The sequence below is a fragment of the Thalassobellus sediminis genome, assembly GCF_044386045.1.
Taxonomy (GTDB): domain Bacteria; phylum Bacteroidota; class Bacteroidia; order Flavobacteriales; family Flavobacteriaceae; genus Thalassobellus; species Thalassobellus sediminis.
In genome coordinates this window covers 89,088-110,733 of sequence record NZ_JBISCD010000040.1, presented here as the reverse complement: position 1 = coordinate 110,733, position 21,646 = coordinate 89,088, and the positions used below count along the sequence as shown (strand labels likewise).

The following is a 21,646-nucleotide window of genomic DNA, read 5'->3' as shown; positions in this document are numbered from 1 at the left end:
CGATTGTACTAAGGTAAGAAAGTTGATATACTTGGCATAACTTTCTTTTAAAAGATTTATAAATTCAATAAAAAACTATTGTTTTTTTATCAAAACTATAATTTTGGTATCCAATTGTCTTTACCTTTTAAGACTTTATCTAAAGTATATTTTTCGCTTTCTTTTTTAGATAAATTTTTAGCCCATTTTACCCGCTTTTTAGAAGATCCAGGTCCAGTAGAGTTATATTCAGCGTAGCAAGTTGTAAGTTCTGCATTAGTTTTATTCCAATTATGCCAACCTTCAGGTTTTATATGTTTATCCATATAGCAGTTTAACCAAATTGTTTGTGCATAATCCCTCCATGGCCTGCCTAAATAAAAAGTATTTTCTAAAGCGCTTCCGGTTAATTTACAGTTATTAAAAACCATACCATATGCACTTTCTTTATTGGTTGAAGCAGCTGTTATGTATCCTCTATTTTTACTATGGATCTCACAGTTTTCAAAATAGCCCGTAGACCATCCAAAAATAAAATCGACAGTGCCTTCTATATAACAATCTTTGTAATATTGCCTGCTTTGGTTTCCGTGAAGGTAAAGCGTGTCTTGATTTCCTAAGAAGTTGCAGTTTTGAAATATAACTCTATCTCCATCAACGCGTACTGCAACTGCTTGACCAATTGGACCTGCGCTGTTTTCAAAAGTGATATTTTTAGCTTTGAAATTATTTCCAAATACATAGAAAGAAGTAGAACCCGTTGTACCTACTTCTTCTCCAAAGGTATTATGTTTCTGTGCGAAATCATCATAGGTTAAAATAGTTTTATCTTTATCTTCTCCTACAAAAGTGACATTGGTTTTTGAAGTTGGTAAAATTAATTTTTCTTTATAAATACCATTTTTAATATAGATTTTAGTTTCATTTTTTCTAAAATCTGGAACACTATTTATAGCTTCCTGAACCTTTGTAAAGTCACCTGTTCCATTTGAAGCTACAACAAAGTCATATTTAATACCTTCAATTATTCTTTTTTTTTTAGTCGAACTATTAACTAAAGAATGGCTATAAATTTCAATATTTGTGTAGTTTTTGTCTAAGGTGTTTAAATGAGAATCTTTAGCATTAGGGTTTAAGTTGTTTTCTAGTTCCCATTCATTAGGTATGCCGTCTTTATCAGAATCTAATTGAGCTTGTTCTGTTTTTAAAATGGGCCACCCACCAACATCTTGTTGAGAATCTATAATGCCTTTTTTATAATTAGCACTTCCTTCTTTTGTGTTATGCACTATTCTAGCATCAACAGCATCTCTTTGTTTGCTAGCGCCAGCTTCTTTTAAAACGCTTTCGTATGCTTCTATAGCACTTTGCGTTGCAATATTATCTGAAATATTAATTTCAGTATCTAATTTAGCTTCTAGCGGATTATCACATTGAACACCACCATTCCAATTATTTTTTGTAATATCTTCATAGTCATTAACAAAATTTCCATCTACATAAAACTGTCCGTAAGGTTCTGAAGGGCTTACTATTCTATCTAGTTTCGATGATGTTGTTGCCGGTCCCGATTTAAAATAATTATTCACCAAATTGTATGTGCCTTTTTCTCCGCCATAAATATTATTTGCTCCCCAGTTATAAATGACATTATTTCTGAAATCTACAAATTCATTTTCAGAATTTTCAGTAGTAGAAGAACCACTAAACCTAGGGTTTCTACTATTATTACTTACAATTAAGTTATGATGAAAAGACGCTTTTACGCCTCCCCAAATACCGCCGTACCCATGCGCGCCTTTTTCGTGTACCGATTTATTTAAAGCTTCAGAAATAATGCAGTATTGCAATGTAAAATCTTTGTTGTTGTAAAAAGAAGCATTTTCATCTGTTCCCCAACTTATCGAGCAATGATCTATAATTACATTTTTTGTGTTATTGCAACCTAAAGCATCACCTTCATAATTATTTACATCGCCCATTCTAAATCTCAAGTATTGCACAATAACGTTATCTGCTTTTATAGTAAAAGAATAACCTTTAAGTGTAATACCATCACCAGGAGCTGTTTGTCCTAGAATGGTCAAATCACCTTTTCCTTTGTTTACATCAAGTTTAGATTTTAATTCTATAGTTCCGGAAATAGCAAATACAATTGTTCTAGGTCCTTTTTTTTGAATACCTTTTCTAAAGCTTCCTTCGCCTTCATCATTTAAATTTGTAACAGTATAAATGATGCCACCTCGACCACCAGTTGCATGTTTTCCAAAACCTCTTGCGGTTGGGAATGCTAGTTGTTGTGCGAAATTAATGTTGAGAAAGAATAGGATTAGTGTAATTAATAAACCCGTTTTTTTAATCATAATTAATTTTTTATTCTTTAAATTAAATTTAAGTAAAATTAAAAAGGGGGTATGCATAAATGATGCATCCCCCCTTTAATGTTTATATAACAAACTTATTATTTTAATTAACTTTTATTAAAGTCTCCAACGTGGGTCTCCCACTTGATTGTCTAATAATGTTTGATTTGTAATCGTAAAGTCGCCTTCTAAAGCATTTACGAAACCAGGATCTAATTCAGTAAAGGTACCTGTATCAAAAATAAATTGGCTACTATCATAAAAACCAGGAGCATTAAAGTAATTGTTATTATCGAATATTGGATTTTCATCAACTCCAGTTCTATCAGCGTAACCTTCAGAGTCTGTTTCAGTAATTAACATGTTTTTAACAGTAACTAAGTTCGTTTGAAATCTTACATATAGTATTCTTCTACTAGAGCTATCAGAACAGCCATATAGTGTACAACTATCTAATAAAATATTACATATGGCATTACCGTTTGAGGTGCCAGCAGCATCTAGTCTAATAAAATCACGCCCTGGAGCACAGTTATTAAACGTACTTGTTTTAACTGTAAGGTTTAATAAATCTGAGTTTCTAAAATCTATAAAATCACCTCCAGAAGTTAAGATGTTAGTTACAATGCAATTCTCAACAGTTACTGATTGCACTATGGCGTCAGTTACATTACCAGCGATAAAAGAACGGGAAAAATCATGAACTATACACCCGCTAATCAATAATGAATTATAGTTGCCAACTCCAGTATATCTAACTACATCAGAAGTAGATAGATTTCCATTTAAATCTAAATTAATTAAATTTAAATCTGTTGTGCCATCATTAACTTGAAAATTAATTGCTAACAAAGGCTTGCTGTAACTTAGTAAGCCTCTTATTGTAATAGATTTATCTAAGTTTGCAGTTCCCGTTTGTGCTGAGTAATCTCCAGCTTCTAATAATAAAACATCTCCAGAAGCGGCATTTGTAATCATTTGTAGTATATCATCATTAGTAGATACTAAGGTTCCAGTTGCAGGATCTACTTCGGTATTAAATGCAGCTGTTCCTCTTACCTTTGTGTTATTATAAAGAATAACTGAAGTTTCCGCATCCGAAGTTAAGCCTTCTACTGTAGCTAAACCATCTGCTTTTTCTTGAGCTGTAATATCATGTCTAATATCTCCAGGTTGAATAATAAAATGTGAAACATTTAAACCGCCTTCCCATCTTAAAATTGCTTTATCATACTGTATATCTCCAATTTCAGAGGGTAGCATGATTTGTTCAGATAAAGTTTCTGCCTCACCTAATGCCCATGAAGAATCATTTAATCCTCTTAGACTAACCCCTTTTACTCTTATTGAGTAAACTGTTTCACCTTCTAATCTAATTGTGATAGGTAATTGATCAGCAGTAACTTGTTCATTTAAGAAAATAGTAGAAAACGTTGGGTCGTCTGCACTAAACTCTACAATATAATAATCCATATTGTCATTTGTAGTCCAGTTTAACTCTACACTTGTCTGGGTTCTAACATTTGCTGTTAAATTTACAGGCGCAAATTCTCTATTTATAGATAATTCTTCTATTACATCTTCATTATAACCGCAACTTATAACAGTTAATGCTATTATTGTTGTGAATAATGTATTTAATATATATTTTATTTTCATAATAACTTAATATTTAGTTTTGAGATTTTTTTAATAACCGTAATCGTTTACCAATTTATTATTACTTCCATCAATAAATACTTGCCATATAGGCCAAAATTGTTTAGTGTCTGGGTCAACCCCTTCTTTGAAAAGAGAATTTATTTCTTCATCAGGCAGTTCTGTCCAATCTTTAGCTGAATATTCTGCTCCTGGATCAGTTGTTTCACCTCTATTTAAACCGTATATTTCTAATGTCTCGTTATCTGCAGCATATTTGTAATATAAAGTTGTTGGTACGTCTACATAATCTCCCATACGAAGTTGTAAGTCAGTCATTTTTTGTTTTGCTTGCTCTAAATTAGTGCCAAGTAAATTCCATCTTATAAGTGCTAGTTTGCGTTCCATTTCACCTGTAAATTCATATTTATGTTCATTTACAATGGCATTAAACATATCTTCTTTACTTGTTAGTGCATCAACATAGTTATCGACTTTTACAGGATGATTTTCTAAAGCAAATGCTCTTTTACGAATCTCTTTTAAGTAAGGTGCCGCTGCCGAAGGGCCTTCAATTTCATTTGCAGTTTCTGCTGCCATTAAAAGAATTTCAGCATAGCGCATATACATTTTGTTAATACCATCATCATTAGATGAAGTTACCCGTCTATTCATCCACTCATAGCGGTACTTACCAAAATACCATCTGTTTAGTCCAACTAGAGTTTGTTGTGAAAATTCACTTAAATCAGCAGTTCCCCATTCATAAGGAACGCAAGTTAAATCTCTTCTATTATCTGATTCATCATAGTCGTAAAATACGAATGGTAAAGGACCTGCGATACCACCTCTTGCTTGAGCGGTGTGTTGATCTACACTACGATGACGAATAGCAAATGAGAAATTTACACGTCCACGACCATCGGCAAACGGCATTTCCCATAAAGATTCACCTCCAGAATTTGTGTCTTCTTCATTTAGTTTTCTCCAAACAGTTTCAAATGAAGGCTCTAATTGAGCTGTACCACTTGAAATAACTGAACGGCATTCATCAAGTGCTAATTTATACATTTTTGCAACCGATAAATCTGGATCATTACTTCTTCTAACTCCCTCATTAGGATATTGTTGAAATCCGCTAGCTGCTAATGCTAAACGAGCTCTAAGCCCTTTTACAAAAGCTTTGTTTATTCTTTCAACAGAAGATGTAGAAGAACTTTCATTTGGCCAAGGCACTAATGTTGCCGCTTCTCCTAAGTCTGCAATAATTTGCTTATAAATGATTTCACGATTTGATTTTTCTATATATAAAGTTTCTGAATTTATAGGTTCAAATCGCGCAGGAACATCACCCCATGTTTTAAGTAAGTCCCCATAAAATAATGCACGGTAGGTTAAAGCAACACCTAATAAGCGACCAAATTCGGTTCCAGGCTCTGGATTACCAAAATTACGGATACCTTCAATTGATTTGTTAGCACGTTCTATACCTATGTAAATTTCGTTCCAAGAACTATTATTTCTATCCATTTGCGCATTATTCGCTTTGGTGTCATATATCATAAGCTCACCTGTAGAATTCCCTACCGAAGACGAATTGTAATTCCATTCCGTATCTGTATTAAAACCATAAAAAGGAATATGACGACCTCTATATGAGTTTGTATGTGCTATTATTTCAATAATACCGTCAATAGCACCTTGTGCTAAATCAGTGTTTGAGAAAATCACTTCATCATCTAAAGTTGATTTTGCTGGTGCTTCTAAAAACTCTTCGTTAAATTCTTGGCAGGCATTAAATAGTCCTATTATAATGGCTCCCGAAATTATTATTTTTATTATGTTTTTCATTTTCTGTAGGATATATTATTAAAAATTAAGGTTTAACCCGAAAACAAACTGTCTACTTCTTGGGAATGGAGAATAATCTACTCCTGGAGTTAGCGGTGTTCTTCTTCTAGTAGAAACCTCAGGATCTAGACCTGAATAATCAGTAATAATAAATACATTATTAGCTGTAGCGTAAAATCTTAAATTAGATACTCCTAGTGGAGATAGAAATCTATCTGGAACTGTGTAACCTAGTGTTAATGTGTTTAGTCTTAAAAACGAACCGTCTTCTACAGCCCAGTCACTAAAAACATATCGAGGCATATAAGGCGACCACATAGTTGTATTTGCGTTTAGTGCTTCTAATTGTGTAGGATCTGTAACTAATTGACCAGTAGCTGGATTTAAATTTGTCCATCTATTACCATCTGCCATAATAGAGCTTAGGTTTCTGTATTGAGCATTATTATTAGAGGTTGTAAACTCAATTTTATTAGCATTATAAACATCATTTCCAATACTGTAACTAAATGCTGCTGATAAATCAAACCCATGAACTCTTGCGTTAATTATAAATCCGCCAGTAACATCAGGGTTAGAATCTCCTATAATGGTTTGGTCATTAATATCAACAATGCCATCAGGTGTACCATCTGGTCCGCTAATATCTTTTAATTTCATAGTTCCTGGAGTTACATCTCCTAACCATTCATTGTTAACCACTCCAGATTTTAAGCTATAAGTTTCTGTAGTAGCATCATAATCAAAATCTGAAACCTCATAACGGCCATCATTTTGAAAACCATACATAACACCTAGTGGTTCTCCGACAGTAATTAAGAAATCATTTCCTATTTGAGAAGATGCCCAATTTGTGTTTTGACCAAAATCATCTAAGTCTCCTAGAGAATTTATTCTGTTTCTATTCATCCCTGCATTAAAAGAAAAGCTTAGTCCGTAATCTTCTTTTTCAATTGCAGATATATTTAAACTAGCTTCTAAACCTTCATTTTGTACTTCTCCTAAATTTCTGTATTGATTAACGTAACCAGAACCTGGAATCGGGAATCTTATTAAAAGGTCTTGAGTAACATTTTTATAAGCTTCAACAGAACCACTAATACGTCCTTTAAATAGACTAAAATCTAAACCGGCATTTTGTGTTACTGTAGTTTCCCATTTTAAATTAGGATTAGCTAAAGTACTAGCTGGTCTCCAATAGTTTGAAAATGTATTTATTTGAGATGTTGCGGTTGATTGATAACTTTGTATTGTTTGTCCAGCTGGTATATTATTATTTCCAGATTCACCATAACTGATTCTAAGTTTAAGTGTATTTATCCAATCTGCATTTTCTAAGAATTCTTCTTCTGAAAGTTTCCATGCAAAAGCAGCAGATGGAAAATACCCCCAACGGTTATCACCTAAAAATTTACTTGAAGCATCAGCTCTATAAGTAGCTGTTATAAGATAACGATTTTTGAAGTCATAATTTAAACGACCAAAAAACGATAATAATTTATCATCTGGACTGTAAAAATCATCTACTAATAAAGGGGTTCCTTGGCTTGTTAAATTTCTTGTTGTTTGAAAATCAAAAAGTTTTGGATAACCATTTATAGCGGTTGTAAGCTCGTTTTTCTTTGTAATTATCATTTCTTCACCAAGTAGTAATTTTAAACTGTGGTCTTCGTTATTTAAAAGCTTTTCGAAGTTATAGTTTAAAGTGTTTGCATTTCTAAACCTAACGCGTTTTTCATCGCTAGATACTAAAGATGGTGCTCCTTGATTTTCAGCAGATGGGACATTGTTTGCATAGTATGTTGATCGTCCGTAAAAACGGTAGTCTAAATCATTACGGTTGTCTAGACCTAAATCCATTTTGTATTTAAGATTTTCAGTTATTTCCCAAGAAAAACTACCAACCATATTGAAGTTTTTTCTAAGTTTTAACCTTTGATTATCATCAACAGCTACAAAAGGATTTACTAAATAACTTGATAAAGCCTCATCTGTATTATCTGTAGTTAAACCTGGAAGTGGAATAGGAGAATAGCCTACACTATGTCTTAAACGCGCATCAGCAGAAGATACTTCATTTTGTTCATTAGCTCCACCACCATTAATCTCAGTATCAGAGTAACGTAAGGTAAATGATAAATCTACTTTGTCGCTGGCTTTGCTTTTTAAAGATAATGATAAGTTATTCCTTTTAAAATTTGAACCAATCATAATGGCCTTTTCATCGTATCTGGCGTAATTAAAATTAAAATTAAATTTTTCAGAACCACCTCGAATTGATAAATCACGACTTTCAACCTCTCCCATTTGGCCATAAATTTGTTTTTGCCAATTAGTGCCTTCCTGTCCTATATATTGGTCGTAATCTTGCCATAACCCAAAAATATTTTCATAAGAATCTAAATTATCTGAGCCATTACGAAGCAACGCATATTCGTATTGCCATTTAACAAAATCTTCAGGACTTTGAGTGTCTATAGTGTTTGCAATTTTCTTTACACCATAGAACATATTAAAGTTTGCAGTAACTTTACCTTCTTTTCCGCTTTTTGTTGTAATAATAACAACTCCATTTGCGCCTCTTGAACCATAAATAGCTGTAGATGATGCATCTTTTAATATTGAAATATTGGAGATATCTGAAGATGAAACATCGTTAATACTGTTTACAGGAAACCCATCCACAATAATTAAAGGCGAACTATCTTGGGTAATAGAACCACCACCACGTATTCTTATTTTTATTTCAGCATCAGGAGATCCTTCAGCAGATGCTACTTGTACACCGGCCAAACGACCTGTTAAAGCTTCGGCAACGTTGGCAATAGGTTGCTCTTTTAAATCTGATCCAGAAATAGATACTACTGAACCTGTTAAATCAGATTTTTTAGCACTACCATATCCAATAACAACCACTTCTTCTAGAGCAGCTGTATCAGGTTGAAGTTTAACATTTATTACAGTTTTTCCTGCAACATTAACTTCTTGAGTTTTGTAACCAACATAAGAGAAAATTAAAATGGCATCATCATTTTCTATAGTTAATGAATATTTACCGTCAAAATCTGTCGCGACTCCATTTGTTGTCCCTTTAACAAGAATTGTTACACCAGGAAGTGGGTCTTCAAAGTCCCCACCGTCTGTTACAGTTCCAGTAATTTTTCTTTCTTGTTTAGTTTTAGTAATAACTATCTTATTGTTTTCAGTTAAATTAAAATTAAAATTTCCAGTAGAAAGGCTTTCTTTTAGTAATTCATTTGCATTAATAGATCCTTTTTTAATTTGCACTTTAGGAGCATCTTTAAATAGGTCTTCTTGATAAATAAAGGTGTAATCTGTTTGATTTCTTAGTAAATCAAAAATTTCATCAATAGTTACAACCTTGTCATTTTTAATTAAAATTTTAGTGTTTTGAGAGAAAATATCTCCAGATGAAAAACTAAAAACTGTGGTGCAAAATAAGAGTAAAAAAATCCTCATAATAGTTTGTAGTATTTTTTTCTTAAAATGAAAAAAAATGTTAATAAAATTAAATTCCATAAATTTGTTTGTTAGTTGATTATGTAGTTAGTTAATGAGTTAAAAAAAAGGGGATGTCTTCGTTACTGTCCAAGGTATTAGATTTATTCCCTTTATTTTAGAACTATAGTTTTGTCTTTTATTTCATAGTCATTTATAAAGTTAGTCTTTTTAATTGTTAGTAGTATTTCTTCAATATTATCATTTTTACTTAGCACCCCATTAAATTTTACTTTTTCAAGTTCAGAATTAGTAAAAACAACAGTAACGTCGTACCATCTAGATAAAACGGTCATGATTTCTTTTAATGGCTTACTTTTAAAACTAAACAATCCTTTTTTCCATGAGGTTTCACTGTAAATATCTACTGTGTTAATGGTTATGTTTTTATCTTTTACGTTTAACTTAGATTGTTGATTTGGAGTTAGGTTTTTTTTAAAAAAAGAATTGCTAACAGTTACTTTGCCTTCTACTAAAGTTGTATATATGTCTTCACCTTTATAGGCTTTGATGTTGAACTCTGTTCCTAAAACTTCTATCTCTTGGTTTTTGTTAATTACTCGAAACTTAGATCCGTTATGATTTGTACTAGGTGATACATCAAAATAACCTTCACCATAAACAAGTTCAACTTCTCTAGTGACACCTTCAACAAATGCAACAGGGTATTTTAATTGAGATTCTGAGTTTAACCAAATTTCAGTTCCATCAGATAGTTTTACATGAAACTGTCCTCCTCTAGGAATAGTTAGATAATTATAAGTAATTTCCCTACGCTTATTGCTGTCTACGTTGTATATTAATTCCTTTCCGTTACTTTTTACTTTGTCGGTTTTAAAAGTGTTTTCTTCATCTAAAACAACAACACCGCCATCGCCAAGTGTTAGAGTTGCTTTGTCTTTTCCAATTTCAATGTTATTATTAATTACTACTGGAGAAATTTTTTCTAATGGAATGGACTTAATTGAATTATTAATGTTTTTGTTGCCAAAAAAATAAGTCGATGTCATTATTCCAATAATTATAGCAGCTGCATATTTAAGTGTAGACTGTTTTTTCAATCTGTAAACAATTGATTTATGCTTTTTAATCTTTAACAATAGTTTTTCAATACTTCTTTTTGCTTCAGGATTATTCATGCCGTAGTTTATCGCATAATGAGTTTGTACGTAATCTTTAAACACTGTTTCATTTGTAGGGTCTTTAATCCATTCAGAAAGTATATCTAAATCGACTGCCGTCGCCGATTTAGTTATATATTTTACTATAAGTTTTTCAATCTTTTGGGTCATAATTTTGTGTGATTCACATATTACATAACAAGGCTAATTTTAAGAACCCTTGCTTTTTTAATACTTTTTTACATTTTTGTTGTTTTTTTTTGCAATATTTGAAAATAATATAATTCTTCAACATTGTCTACTTTATATAAAGATAACACAATTCTTATAAGTCATCTTATTAAGGGTGACGAAAGCGCATATGCATATTTAATACAGACTTATAATAGACCAATCTTTGTTTATGTTTTAAGTTTGACTAATGATCATGATCAATCTGAAGATATTGTTCAGAATGTTTTTTTTAAGGTTTGGCTTTCTAGAAAAAAATTAAATATTAATTTTTCTATAAAAAGTTTTTTATATAAAGCGGCTTACAACGAATTTATTAATCAATACCATAAAAACAGAGCTATTTCTAATTTAGAAAAAGTGTATATGGATGCTATACAAGAAGCTGCTGATGATAAAAACACAGAGTTGTTAGAAAAAAAAATAGCTTTGGTTAATAAGGGGATTAAGCAATTGCCAAAAAAATGTAAAGAAACCTTTTTGTTAAGCAAAAAGGAGGGGCTTACAAATATTGAAATTGCAGAACACTTAGGTGTTTCAATAAAAACAGTAGAAGGACACCTTACTAAGGCGTATAATTTATTGCGCGAAAAAGTTGGTGGTCAATTAAAAGAAATTTTATTTTTATTATTTGGAATGCCAAATAAATTTAGGTTAAATTAATTCACACTCTAATATTTAGTTTAACCAATAATAATTAAAGTCTTTCTCATCTTAATTTGATTTTTTACACTTTCTTTAAATTGAAATTAATAAAGTCCTTTATATTAAATTTCTAGAATAGGTGTATTGATAATAATTCTTAAAGATTTAATGTTGAAATTTTTATCAATGTAATCGATTACTTAAAATATTTATCTACTTTTGAAAGATTTTACAAAATTGACCATCGCTTAAAAACAACATTGTTTTATTCTTAAAAAATTAATATTTGTGATAAAATAATTATATAAGGCAAATCTATTTAATAACAGGAAAAAGCACATAATATTTTAAATTCATAATTGTTATTTATATAAAAACCAGAATGATAAAACAACTAAACAATACCATAAAAACAACTTTTATAATGTTATTTAAAAATCTACTTTTTGTGTTTCTGCTTTCTCTAACTAGTGTTTATGCTCAAAACCCAGTAGTAAAAATGGATTTTGATCAAGCAGGAAGAAATGAATCTGAAGTCAATCAAACTGGATATACACCATGGGTTATTTCTGGAGCTTCAAGCAGTAGTAAAACTGAAAACGGAATAACCTTTACCGTAACTAAAGTTGGGCCTTTTGGAAATCAATTAAGTTCTAGTTGGTTCAAAACAGGAATACAAGCTTCGGATGAAGGTAAATTAGTAAATGATGGCATTACTGTTAAAGATGGAACAGCAGACCAAGGCGGGCAAATTGAGTTTAGAATAAGTGGTTTAGACGCAGGAACTCATTCTTTACTTGCTTATATAAATCAAACCTCTAGTGATGCTTTTACTTATAGTCCAATAGATGTTTCTTTAGATGGAAACTTGATTGAAGATAATGTGGTACCAACTGTTAGGGCTGCTAATTCAGCTGAAGCAAAATCGGTATATATAACTTTTCAAGCGACAGCTAATACAGACGTTGTTGTTTTATTTGCAGCAGAAACTTCTGGGACTGAAGAAGTGAAAAATGTATTGATTAACGGATTTGAATTAAATACTCCTAATATTTTTGATCAAGCAACCAGTCCTATTCCAGAACACAATAATGAACACGTAGAATTAGCTTCTGGTAACGTTTTGTTACAATGGACTCCTGCTGTTAATACAGTTACACAAAATATTTATTTTGGAACAGATCAAGTTGCTGTAGAGAATGCTGATACCACTTCATTAGAATATAAAGCAAATCAAAGTAATACTAATAATACTTATCAGATAAATGGGTTATATACTGGAGAAACTTATTTTTGGCGAGTAGATCAAATAGCATCTGGTGGTAATATAACTAAAGGTAATATATGGCGTTTTCGACCTGCAATACTCGCATTTCCAGGAGCAGAAGGATATGGTCGTTTTGCCCGTGGTGGTCGAGGAGGAAAAGTAGTAGCTGTAACAAATTTGAATGATAGTGGTCCAGGAAGTTTACGCGAAGCTATAACTAACGATATAGGTCCTAGAACTATTGTTTTTAATGTGTCAGGGATTATAATACTGTATTCTCGTTTGGTTTCAAATCAACCTTATGTTACTATAGCAGGTCAAACAGCTCCAGGTAAAGGTATAACCATTAGAAGAGCTCCTTTAGGTATAACCGGAGACGATAATGTTGTTCAACATTTAAGAGTTCGATTAGGTGGTGGACAAACTTTTGATGGTATGGGTTTAACAGGTGGAGATTATAGTATTATTGATCATTGTTCTATAAGTTGGACAATTGATGAATCATTTAGTTCACGTGGCGGTCATAATATAACATTACAACGAACTTTAATTTCTGAAGCTTTAAATGCTGCTGGACATCAAAATTATCCAGTAGGGACAGAACACGGATATGCAGCTACTATTGGTGGTGATATTGGTAGTTTTCATCATAATTTATTAGCACATAATTACGGTCGTAATTGGAGTTTAGGTGGTGGGTTAGATGGTAGTGGTGCTTATGCTGGTAGGTTAGATATAACGAATAACGTTGTTTATAATTGGGGAGCAAGATCTACTGATGGTGGAGCAAAGGAAGTTAATTTTGTTAATAATTATTATAAGCCTGGAGCAGGAACAACAGCTCTTTATGCATTGAAAGCTCAGAACGAAAAATTGGGTACTGGTGCGCAACAGTATTATTTTGTAGGTAATGTAATGCCTGGATATTTTGATGAAACGAATCAAGAAGACGGAAGAAAAGCTTCTGGAGATGCTGTTGATGTGAATGGTGTTCCTTTTAATAACTGGGTGAATACACCATTTTTTCCTTCGCATGTAACAACACAATCTGCAGGTGAGGCTTATAAAATTGTGCTTTCAGATGTAGGTTGTATTCAACCCGTATTTGATGATCATGATAAAAGAATAATTACAGAAACTTTAGGCGGAACGTTTACTTATAGAGGGAGTGTAACTAATAAACCAGGTTTTCCAGATAACGAAGCAGATGTTGGAGGATATGAAGATTATCCTTTTATAACAAGACCAGCTAGTTGGGATTCTGATAATGATGGATTACCAAATTGGTATGAAGAAATTATAGGAACTAATATTAACTCTGGTCTTGGTGATTTTTCAGATTCTAATGCTGATAATGATTTAGATGGTTATACGAATCTTGATGATTATTTACAATGGATGTCTAAACCTCATTATAGTACTTTATCGGGAGAAAAGATAGATATTAATATTCAAGAATTATCAAGAGGATTTGAGAGCAGTCCTTCATACCAAATATCTAACGTGGTTAATGGAGCCTTTAATTTAGTTGGCAATGTGGTTGAGTTTACACCAACAACAACAGGCTTAGCGTCTTTCGATTTTACTGTTACCGATTCAGCTGGAGATAGTATGACGCGTTCTGTAAATATTCTTAATGGCTTCGATTTATCATTATCAATTAAAAAAAGTAAAGTTTCAGAAGTAAAGGTTTGGCCTATTCCAAATAAAGGAACTTTTTCCATAAAAATGAAGGATAGTAGTGCTAATTCTGAATATGAAATATTTGATATTTTAGGAAAGGAAATTTTGAATGGTACTATTAAAAAAGGCATTATTGAAAATGTAAATTTAAATAAAAGTGGTATTTTTATTTTAAAAGTTATAGAATCTAGTTCTAAACAAGTTATACATACTCAAAAAATAATAGTGCAATAGTTTTTTTATGATGTGAAAATATCAATTAAGGTTTTAATTTTTTTAAGCTTCGGTTTTTTTTGTAACTCCGTTATGTTTTCACAAAAACATATAGGCTATTTATATAAAGATCTAGAGTTTTTTGGTAGTCATATTATATATAAAGGACAAAAGATTCCTTTAGGGGAACACGCATTTTTTATTGACGGTCAACTTTCAAATGAAGAAGTTGATAAATATAAGTATGTATATAATTCTATAAATGAAGCGGTTAAACATCTAATCGATGGAACTGAAGTTTCTCCAATGAGACTTTATATTGCTCCATGGGTATATTGGATTGATAATCCAGATGATCCTGAAATTCGTTTACCAAAAGAGGGTAGTAGGACTCCATTTGGCCTTGAAATTAATTGTGAGTGGTTAAGTTTTCAAGGTTTATCTGATAAACCTGAAAATGTTATTATTGCTTGTAATCGTGGGCAAACAATGGGGTCGAAAGGCAATTTTACTATGCTAAATATTAAAGGGGATGGTGTTTATGCAGAAAATATAACCTTTGGTAATTATTGTAATATAGATTTGGTTTATCCGCTTAACCCCAAATTAAATCGAAAAAAAAGAGGATCGGCTATAGTACAAGCTCAGCTTATATTTTCAAATGGCGATAAAGTAGTTGCCAGAAACACACATTTTATTAGTAGACTTAATCTTGGTCCTTTTTGGGGAAGTAAGCGTACTTTGTTTGATAGATGCCATTTTGAGTCAACAGACGATGCTTTAAATGGTCGAGCAATTTATCTTAATTGTACTTTAGAAGTGTATTCATCCAAACCATTTGGTCATACATCAGGAACTGGTGCTGTCTTTTTTAATAGCGCTATTCAATCTTTTACTCGAGGGAAACAATATTTTGTGAAAGGGAGAGGGCCTGTTACAGCAATTGATACTCGGTTTTCTGCTAAAAATTTAGATTACCTAGGGTGGCGAGATATTCCAGATATTGAATCTCGTTATTATCAATATAATGTTAGTTTGAATGGGAATTCATTATCTATGAGTCACGATTATGATTTTGCTACTGTAGATTTAACAAACAAAAGTTTACTAAATGCATACCGATTTGAGTATAAGAATAAAGTGATATATAATACTTATAATTTATTACGTGGAGATGATGATTGGGATCCTATGGGTGTAAAAGAGTTGGTTGAAAAAGCAGAAAAAGAATCAACTAAAAATTATTCTAATGTACCAACTCAATTAATTATTAAACCAACTCGTCAAACCATTGAAACAGGTAAAGATAGCTTGTTATTAAAATCTACTTTGTATCGTTTTGGTAATTATGATTTTACTGGTGAAAAAATAAGTTGGTCAATAGACTCCCAATATCAATCTTTTGTAAAGTTGAAAATAAAAGAAGATGGTACCTGTTTAGTGATTCCAATAAATAATAAAAATGAAACTCAAAAAGTTGTTATTAATGCATCTACAGCTTCTGGACTAGAAGCTGCAAGTGTACTATATGTGAAACCTTCATTCGTAGTTCCACCAGAATTCATAAAGCTTCCTAAAATAAATAAAGAAGCGGAAGCTTTAAAAGTAGATTACTCTCTAGATATGGATTTTGAAGATCAGTCACTAATAAGCTGGTATAGATGTAAAGATGCTAAAGGTAGTCATCCAATTGAAGTGTCAATTTCCAGATTTAATAAACCAATGAAATCTTATAAATTATCTTTAGGAGATGTGGGTTATTATATCATGGCTAGTGTTTCTCCAAAACATTTACGTTGTCATGAAGGAACTCCAAGAAAGATTGTTTTTAAACATAAAATATCAAAAAAAGATATTAATAATAATTTTAAAGTTTTAATTCCCAATCTTGAAAATATGTCGGCAAAATATCAACCTGAAATTCTTCAAGGATTTTGGACACTTGATAGCTATGCTCCAACAGATACAAAAGATTTTAATTGGGAAGCTGATAATACTCAAGATCCTTGGTATTATGGAGAAGGTATCAATGGAGCAGCTAAAAATAATGGTTTTGTGCAAAATATCAAAGGAGCTCGTATGCGTTACACTCCGGTTGGTGATGCGTTTAGAGATATGAAAATTAGTTTTACAGCTGTTCCATCTAAAACTGCAGGTCAAGGTTTTAGTAGTGCCAGAGCTCAATATATGGATGTTGGTATTAAAATGGATACTAAAAGCATGAATGGGTTTGCGCTTCGCTTAATAAGAACTACCAAATACAGTGATGCTATCGATTTTATTTTAATGAAATATGAAAAGGGAAATGCAACACCTATTAGTGAGCCTATTTCAACAACATGTTACCGTCCAAATTGTGTAATTTCTGTTGAAGTAAAAAATAACAAGTTAATTGTTCATGCCGAAAATACTTTAGAATATTTTACTAAACATGATAGTGCTGAGGTTTCAAAAACGGTAGATTTACAAGTAGATATTAGGCCTAATAATTTTGGTGGTGTAAGTTTTCAGCATACCGGAACTGTTAGAAGTGGTGCAACTTTGATAAAAGATTTAAAAATTGAATGGTTTAATTAATAATGAAAATCAACTAAAATGAAAAAACAAATAATAGCTTTAATAATGCTTTTTTTGAGTTCTATAACTTTTAGTCAAGAAAAAGACTCTATTTCACGTTTTGCTTCCATTATAAAAAAGAATGTTTATAAAGATTATAAAAATATGTATCGCCCTGGTAGTGGTTCGCTTGTTTATCCATTTCTAACACCAGGAAGTAATCAATATGATAATGTGTTATGGGATTGGGATTCATGGTTAAGTAATATAGCGCTTAGACAAATATTAACAGATGTTGGTACGTCTAAAGATAAAGAAGAAGCCATTAAATATGAGCAAGGATGTGTGTTAAACTTTTTGCATTATGGAGATTGGGATGGCTATTTACCAATAGTTATTTGGGAAGACTCTAAACCTAGAGATATTATGCCAGAGAACATTTATGATGTTAATATGCATAAACCTGTCTTAGCTCAACATGCAGCATTTATTACAAAAACAAATAAAGGAGATGCTGAGTGGATTCGCGAAAAATTTTATCATTTACAGGCATTTGTAAACAATTATAAATCGCATCACCGTAATAAAGCCACTGGGTTATATTATTGGCAAAATGATGTTGCTATTGGTGTAGATAATGATCCGAGTACTTTTTTTAGACCAGCAAAAAGTTCAGGATCTATATATTTAAATTGTTTTATGTATAAAGAACTGCTGGCAATGGTTTATTTAGCAAATCAGTTAAATCAAGCTGAGATTGGTAAAGAGTTTGCAGAAGATGCTAAAAATTTAAAAGCTGCTATTCAAGAACATTGTTGGGATGAACGCGATGGTTTTTTCTATAGTGTCGATCTTAATTTAACGCCTGCAAAAAACAGATTAGACAATACATTAGGAAAAGATTTTATGATTCATAGTGGCTACCCGCGTGATTACGATTGCTTAATTCAACGTATAGAAGTGTGGTCTGGATTTTTAGCGCTTTGGTCTGGTATAGCAACACCAGAACAAGCTGATCGTATCGTGAAAGAGCATTTTGCCGACCCAAAAACATTTAACTCTCAATCTGGAGTAAGAACACTTTCTAAAATGGAAAAAATGTATAGTATGCGTGCTAGTGCAAATCCATCAAATTGGAGAGGGCCTATTTGGGGAGTTTCAAACTATATGGTTTTTAAAGGTTTAAAAGATTATTGTTATAATGCAGAAGCTAAAGAACTAGCTTTAAAAACTGTTTGCCTTTTTGGGAAAGATTTTGAAAAAAATGGAGCCTTACACGAGTATTATGAGCCAGAAACTGGCGAGCCTCTCTTAAATAAAGGCTTTCAAAACTGGAATTATTTGGTTTTAAATATGATAGCTTGGTTAGAAGGAAATCCAACTGTTGAAGAGTTTTAAAAGTTTCAGTTTCTTTATAGATTTATTCCAACTTGTTTTCAGATTCATTTGTTTTATTTACCAATATTAAAAAATGAACCCATACAAGTTGCGTTCAAAACTTTCCTAATAAAAATATAAAAGATGAAACAATTTATTGTAGTATGTTTATTTGTTTTCTTGGCTAAACATGCTGTAGCACAGAACAATATTCAATTAAACCCAATTAAAGATGGTGTTTATAAATGGGATGATCTTTCTGTAAATAAAGGAGAAGATAGAGAGTCTAGAAATATATTTGAAGGCGTATCTCCTCATTTTGAATACCTAGAAATTCATGCTACTACCCAATACCCTGGAGCTAAACCTAACAAACCAAATGCAAATGATGACATTGAAGAATGTATTATTGTAAAGGAAGGTTTAATGAAAGTAACTAATGAAGGGAAAACCGAAATTATAGGTGCCGGTGGTGTTGTGTTATTTATGCCTAAGCAGGTACACTCAATTGAAAATGTTGGAGATGGTAACTTAATATACTATATAATGAGTTACAAATCTAAAAACCCTATTAATATAGAACGCGGAGAAATCAATGGTGGTTCTCAGTTTTTTAATCCTGAAAAACTCGTTTATAGGACTAGTTCTAAAGGAGGTGGTATGGCTTATTTTGATAGAGCTACAGCAATGTGTGAACGTTTTGAAATGCACATAACAGAATTAAATAAAAAAGGTCCGAGTCATAAGCCGCATACTCATATTGAAACCGAAATTATTTTGGTAATATCTGGTGATACAAAAATGACGATTGATGGAAAAGTATATGAAGGTACAGCAGGAGATTTATATTTTGCAAACTCTCAGTTACTACATGGTATAAGTAATGCAAGTGATAGATCTTGTAAATATTTCGCTTTTAAGTGGAATTAATTTTAAACCCCAAACAATTAAAAAAATAATGAAATTTTTAAAATTAGTTACACTTGTTTTATTCTTTAACAATATGCAAGTATATGCCAAAGTTTCAAAAGAAAACATTGTCATAAAAGACGGCTATAATATGGTTGTTGCAAAAGATGGTAGTGGCGATTATACATCCATCCAAGATGCTATTTATGCTGCTAAAGCCTTTCCTTATCAGCGTGTTATTATCAATATAAAAAATGGTGTTTATAATGAAAAAGTGCATGTGTATTCTTGGAATACATATGTGTCTTTGATAGGAGAAAGTAAAGAAAAAACTATCATTACTTTCGACGATTATTTTAGTAAGCTTAATTTAGGCAGAAATAGCACATTTCATACATCTACGGTTTTAGTTGAAGGCGATGATTTTATAGCTAAAAACCTGACTATTAAAAACACTTCTGGTCCTGTTGGTCAAGCAGTAGCATTATCAGTAAATGCTAATAGATGTTACTTTGAAAATTGTGCTTTTTTAGGATTTCAAGATACACTTTACACAGCAGGAGAAGGCTTTAAACAATATTTTAAAGATTGCGATATAGAAGGTAGTGTCGATTTTATTTTTGGAGAAGCCACTGTGCTTTTCGAATCTTGTATAATAAATAGTAAGACTAACTCATATATTACTGCTGCTTCAACGCCTAAAGGCGAAAAATTTGGATATGTATTTAAAAACTGTAAGCTAACTGCCGATGAAAATGTAACCGATGTCTATTTAGGACGTCCATGGCGTTTGTATGCAAAAACGGTATTTATTAAATGTGAAATGGGTAAGCATATAAAACCAGAAGGTTGGCATAATTGGTCTAAAAAAGAGGCGGAATCTACAACACTTTATGCTGAATATAATTGTACAGGACAAGGCTCTAAAACAGAAAGTAGAGTAGAGTGGTCGCATCAATTAAAAAAGTCTCACGCAAAGAAATATACCAAAGAGAATATTCTATACGATAAGTCTATAAATTTTGGATGGTTCTCAAATGAGAAATAGAATAATATATAAATTGGTTCTTGTTCTGTTTTTTGCATTCAATTTATATGCGCAAGATAATAGTAAGTTAAAGGTGTTTGTTGATGGTGAAATCCCAGATTTCGATTATGTAAAAAGAACTTTAGCATTTGTTGATTTTGTTTCAGACCAGAATGTTTGTGATGTCTATGTGCTTACTAGTAATAGGTCGACCGGTGGTAATGGCGATTTTTATTATTTTGTGTTTACAAATAAAACATCGGCTTCTAATGATACTTTTGAATTGAATTGTGTCACGTATGCAAATGACACAACAGATGATATAAGGTCTAAATTTACAGAAACACTAAAGTCAGGTCTTGTTCCTTTTCTAAATAGAGGACATGCAAAATATAGTATTGCTGTTAGTCCATTGAAACCAGAAGATGAAAACAGTTTGCCTAAAGTTGATAAAAATAAGAATCCTTGGGATTTTTGGGTGTTTAATTTAGGTTTGTCCGGGGAATTTAATTTAGAAGAGCGTAAAAAAGAATATGCTTATGAATTAGAGTTTAAGGCGAATAGAATAACAGATATTTGGAGAATACGTAATGATTATAGATTTAAAAAAGAAGAGGAGATAATAACTAGAATTAAAGATTCAGAATCTACAGATATACGGGTTCTAAATCAACAGAAGCGAATTAGATCAAGAATTGTTTATAGCTTATCAAATAATTGGTCTGCAGGGCTATTTTTTTTAAATTCACAAGACACTTACAAAAATATTAGATATAATTCGAGTATAGCTCCTGCTATAGAATATAATATATTTCCTTGGACAGAAGTCTCAAGAAGAGCTTTTACAATTTCATATTCTTTAGGTGTTTCATGGTTTGGTTATAACGAAGCAACAATATTTAATAAAACTTCAGAACAGCGTTTGAGACAAAAATTTGAAACAGAATTAGAGGTTATTGAAAAATGGGGCGTTATAGGAATAAAATTAGAAGGAACACACTATTTTCCTGAGTTTAAAGATTATTCTATCGATTTAGATGTTAATTTATCATTTAGAATTGCACGAGGTCTGTTTTTAGAATTTGGTATGGAAGCAAACAAAATTAATGACCAATTTTATTTGCCATTAAGTGAACTTAGTGATGAAGAGTTGTTATTAAATGTTAGAAAACTACCAACGTCCTATGAGATTTCTGGTGATATAGGAATTAGATATCAATTTGGTTCTATTTTTAATAGCATTGTAAATCAAAGACTTTAATACTAT

At 31.7% G+C, this 21,646-nt stretch carries 12 protein-coding genes; 7 read left to right on the top strand and 5 right to left on the bottom strand.

Features of this window, described 5'->3' with window-relative positions:
• Positions 1-95 precede the first annotated feature (95 nt).
• The 5 genes from ACH5TW_RS07355 to ACH5TW_RS07335 form a co-directional block, all read right to left on the bottom strand.
• Positions 96-2,342 carry a pectinesterase family protein gene (locus tag ACH5TW_RS07355; protein WP_439335859.1) on the bottom strand — a complete coding sequence of 749 codons (2,247 nt, stop codon included), beginning with the start codon at positions 2,340-2,342 and terminating at the stop codon, positions 96-98.
• Between the two features lie 117 nt (positions 2,343-2,459).
• Positions 2,460-4,001, bottom strand: coding sequence for a DUF5123 domain-containing protein (locus ACH5TW_RS07350; protein ID WP_439335858.1), 1,542 nt, complete (start codon positions 3,999-4,001; stop codon positions 2,460-2,462).
• A gap of 30 nt (positions 4,002-4,031) precedes the next feature.
• Positions 4,032-5,831 carry a RagB/SusD family nutrient uptake outer membrane protein gene (locus tag ACH5TW_RS07345; RefSeq protein ID WP_439335857.1) on the bottom strand — a complete coding sequence of 600 codons (1,800 nt, stop codon included), beginning with the start codon at positions 5,829-5,831 and terminating at the stop codon, positions 4,032-4,034.
• 18 nt (positions 5,832-5,849) lie between these two features.
• Entirely contained in the window at positions 5,850-9,311 is a 3,462-nt protein-coding gene (locus tag ACH5TW_RS07340) for a SusC/RagA family TonB-linked outer membrane protein (protein WP_439335856.1), read from the bottom strand.
• Between the two features lie 152 nt (positions 9,312-9,463).
• Positions 9,464-10,642: a FecR family protein gene (locus tag ACH5TW_RS07335; protein WP_439335855.1), complete on the bottom strand. Its 1,179-nt coding sequence runs from the start codon at positions 10,640-10,642 to the stop codon at positions 9,464-9,466.
• 123 nt (positions 10,643-10,765) lie between these two features.
• On the opposite strand from ACH5TW_RS07335, the gene ACH5TW_RS07330 reads away from it, so the two are divergent.
• The 7 genes from ACH5TW_RS07330 to ACH5TW_RS07300 all read left to right on the top strand — a co-directional run bounded on the left by ACH5TW_RS07330 (position 10,766) and on the right by ACH5TW_RS07300 (position 21,640).
• A complete protein-coding gene (locus ACH5TW_RS07330; RefSeq protein WP_439335854.1) occupies positions 10,766-11,365 on the top strand; it encodes an RNA polymerase sigma factor in 600 nt (199 codons plus the stop codon).
• A gap of 364 nt (positions 11,366-11,729) precedes the next feature.
• A complete protein-coding gene (locus tag ACH5TW_RS07325) occupies positions 11,730-14,531 on the top strand; it encodes a T9SS type A sorting domain-containing protein (RefSeq protein WP_439335853.1) in 2,802 nt (933 codons plus the stop codon).
• Between the two features lie 72 nt (positions 14,532-14,603).
• On the top strand, positions 14,604-17,087 hold the full coding sequence (locus ACH5TW_RS07320; protein WP_439335852.1) for a pectinesterase: 2,484 nt from the start codon (positions 14,604-14,606) through the stop codon (positions 17,085-17,087).
• An 18-nt stretch (positions 17,088-17,105) separates the two neighbouring features.
• The gene (locus tag ACH5TW_RS07315) at positions 17,106-18,464 is read left to right on the top strand and encodes an MGH1-like glycoside hydrolase domain-containing protein (protein ID WP_439335851.1); all 1,359 of its coding nucleotides are present in this window, start codon (positions 17,106-17,108) and stop codon (positions 18,462-18,464) included.
• A 123-nt stretch (positions 18,465-18,587) separates the two neighbouring features.
• Positions 18,588-19,373, top strand: coding sequence for a cupin domain-containing protein (locus ACH5TW_RS07310; RefSeq protein WP_439335850.1), 786 nt, complete (start codon positions 18,588-18,590; stop codon positions 19,371-19,373).
• Positions 19,374-19,401: 28 nt separating this feature from the next.
• The gene (locus ACH5TW_RS07305; protein ID WP_439335849.1) at positions 19,402-20,400 is read left to right on the top strand and encodes a pectinesterase family protein; all 999 of its coding nucleotides are present in this window, start codon (positions 19,402-19,404) and stop codon (positions 20,398-20,400) included.
• A complete protein-coding gene (locus tag ACH5TW_RS07300) occupies positions 20,390-21,640 on the top strand; it encodes a hypothetical protein (protein WP_439335848.1) in 1,251 nt (416 codons plus the stop codon). The genes ACH5TW_RS07305 and ACH5TW_RS07300 overlap by 11 nt, the downstream gene beginning before the upstream one ends.
• Positions 21,641-21,646 lie beyond the last annotated feature (6 nt).

Coding starts and splice junctions, on each gene's coding strand:
- ACH5TW_RS07355 (WP_439335859.1), bottom strand. CDS start 2,342: ATGATTAAAAAAACGGGTTTATTAATTACACTAATCCTATTCTTTCTC.
- ACH5TW_RS07350 (WP_439335858.1), bottom strand. CDS start 4,001: ATGAAAATAAAATATATATTAAATACATTATTCACAACAATAATAGCA.
- ACH5TW_RS07345 (WP_439335857.1), bottom strand. CDS start 5,831: ATGAAAAACATAATAAAAATAATAATTTCGGGAGCCATTATAATAGGA.
- ACH5TW_RS07340 (WP_439335856.1), bottom strand. CDS start 9,311: ATGAGGATTTTTTTACTCTTATTTTGCACCACAGTTTTTAGTTTTTCA.
- ACH5TW_RS07335 (WP_439335855.1), bottom strand. CDS start 10,642: ATGACCCAAAAGATTGAAAAACTTATAGTAAAATATATAACTAAATCG.
- ACH5TW_RS07325 (WP_439335853.1), top strand. CDS start 11,730: ATGATAAAACAACTAAACAATACCATAAAAACAACTTTTATAATGTTA.
- ACH5TW_RS07320 (WP_439335852.1), top strand. CDS start 14,604: ATGTTTTCACAAAAACATATAGGCTATTTATATAAAGATCTAGAGTTT.
- ACH5TW_RS07315 (WP_439335851.1), top strand. CDS start 17,106: ATGAAAAAACAAATAATAGCTTTAATAATGCTTTTTTTGAGTTCTATA.
- ACH5TW_RS07310 (WP_439335850.1), top strand. CDS start 18,588: ATGAAACAATTTATTGTAGTATGTTTATTTGTTTTCTTGGCTAAACAT.
- ACH5TW_RS07305 (WP_439335849.1), top strand. CDS start 19,402: ATGAAATTTTTAAAATTAGTTACACTTGTTTTATTCTTTAACAATATG.
- ACH5TW_RS07300 (WP_439335848.1), top strand. CDS start 20,390: ATGAGAAATAGAATAATATATAAATTGGTTCTTGTTCTGTTTTTTGCA.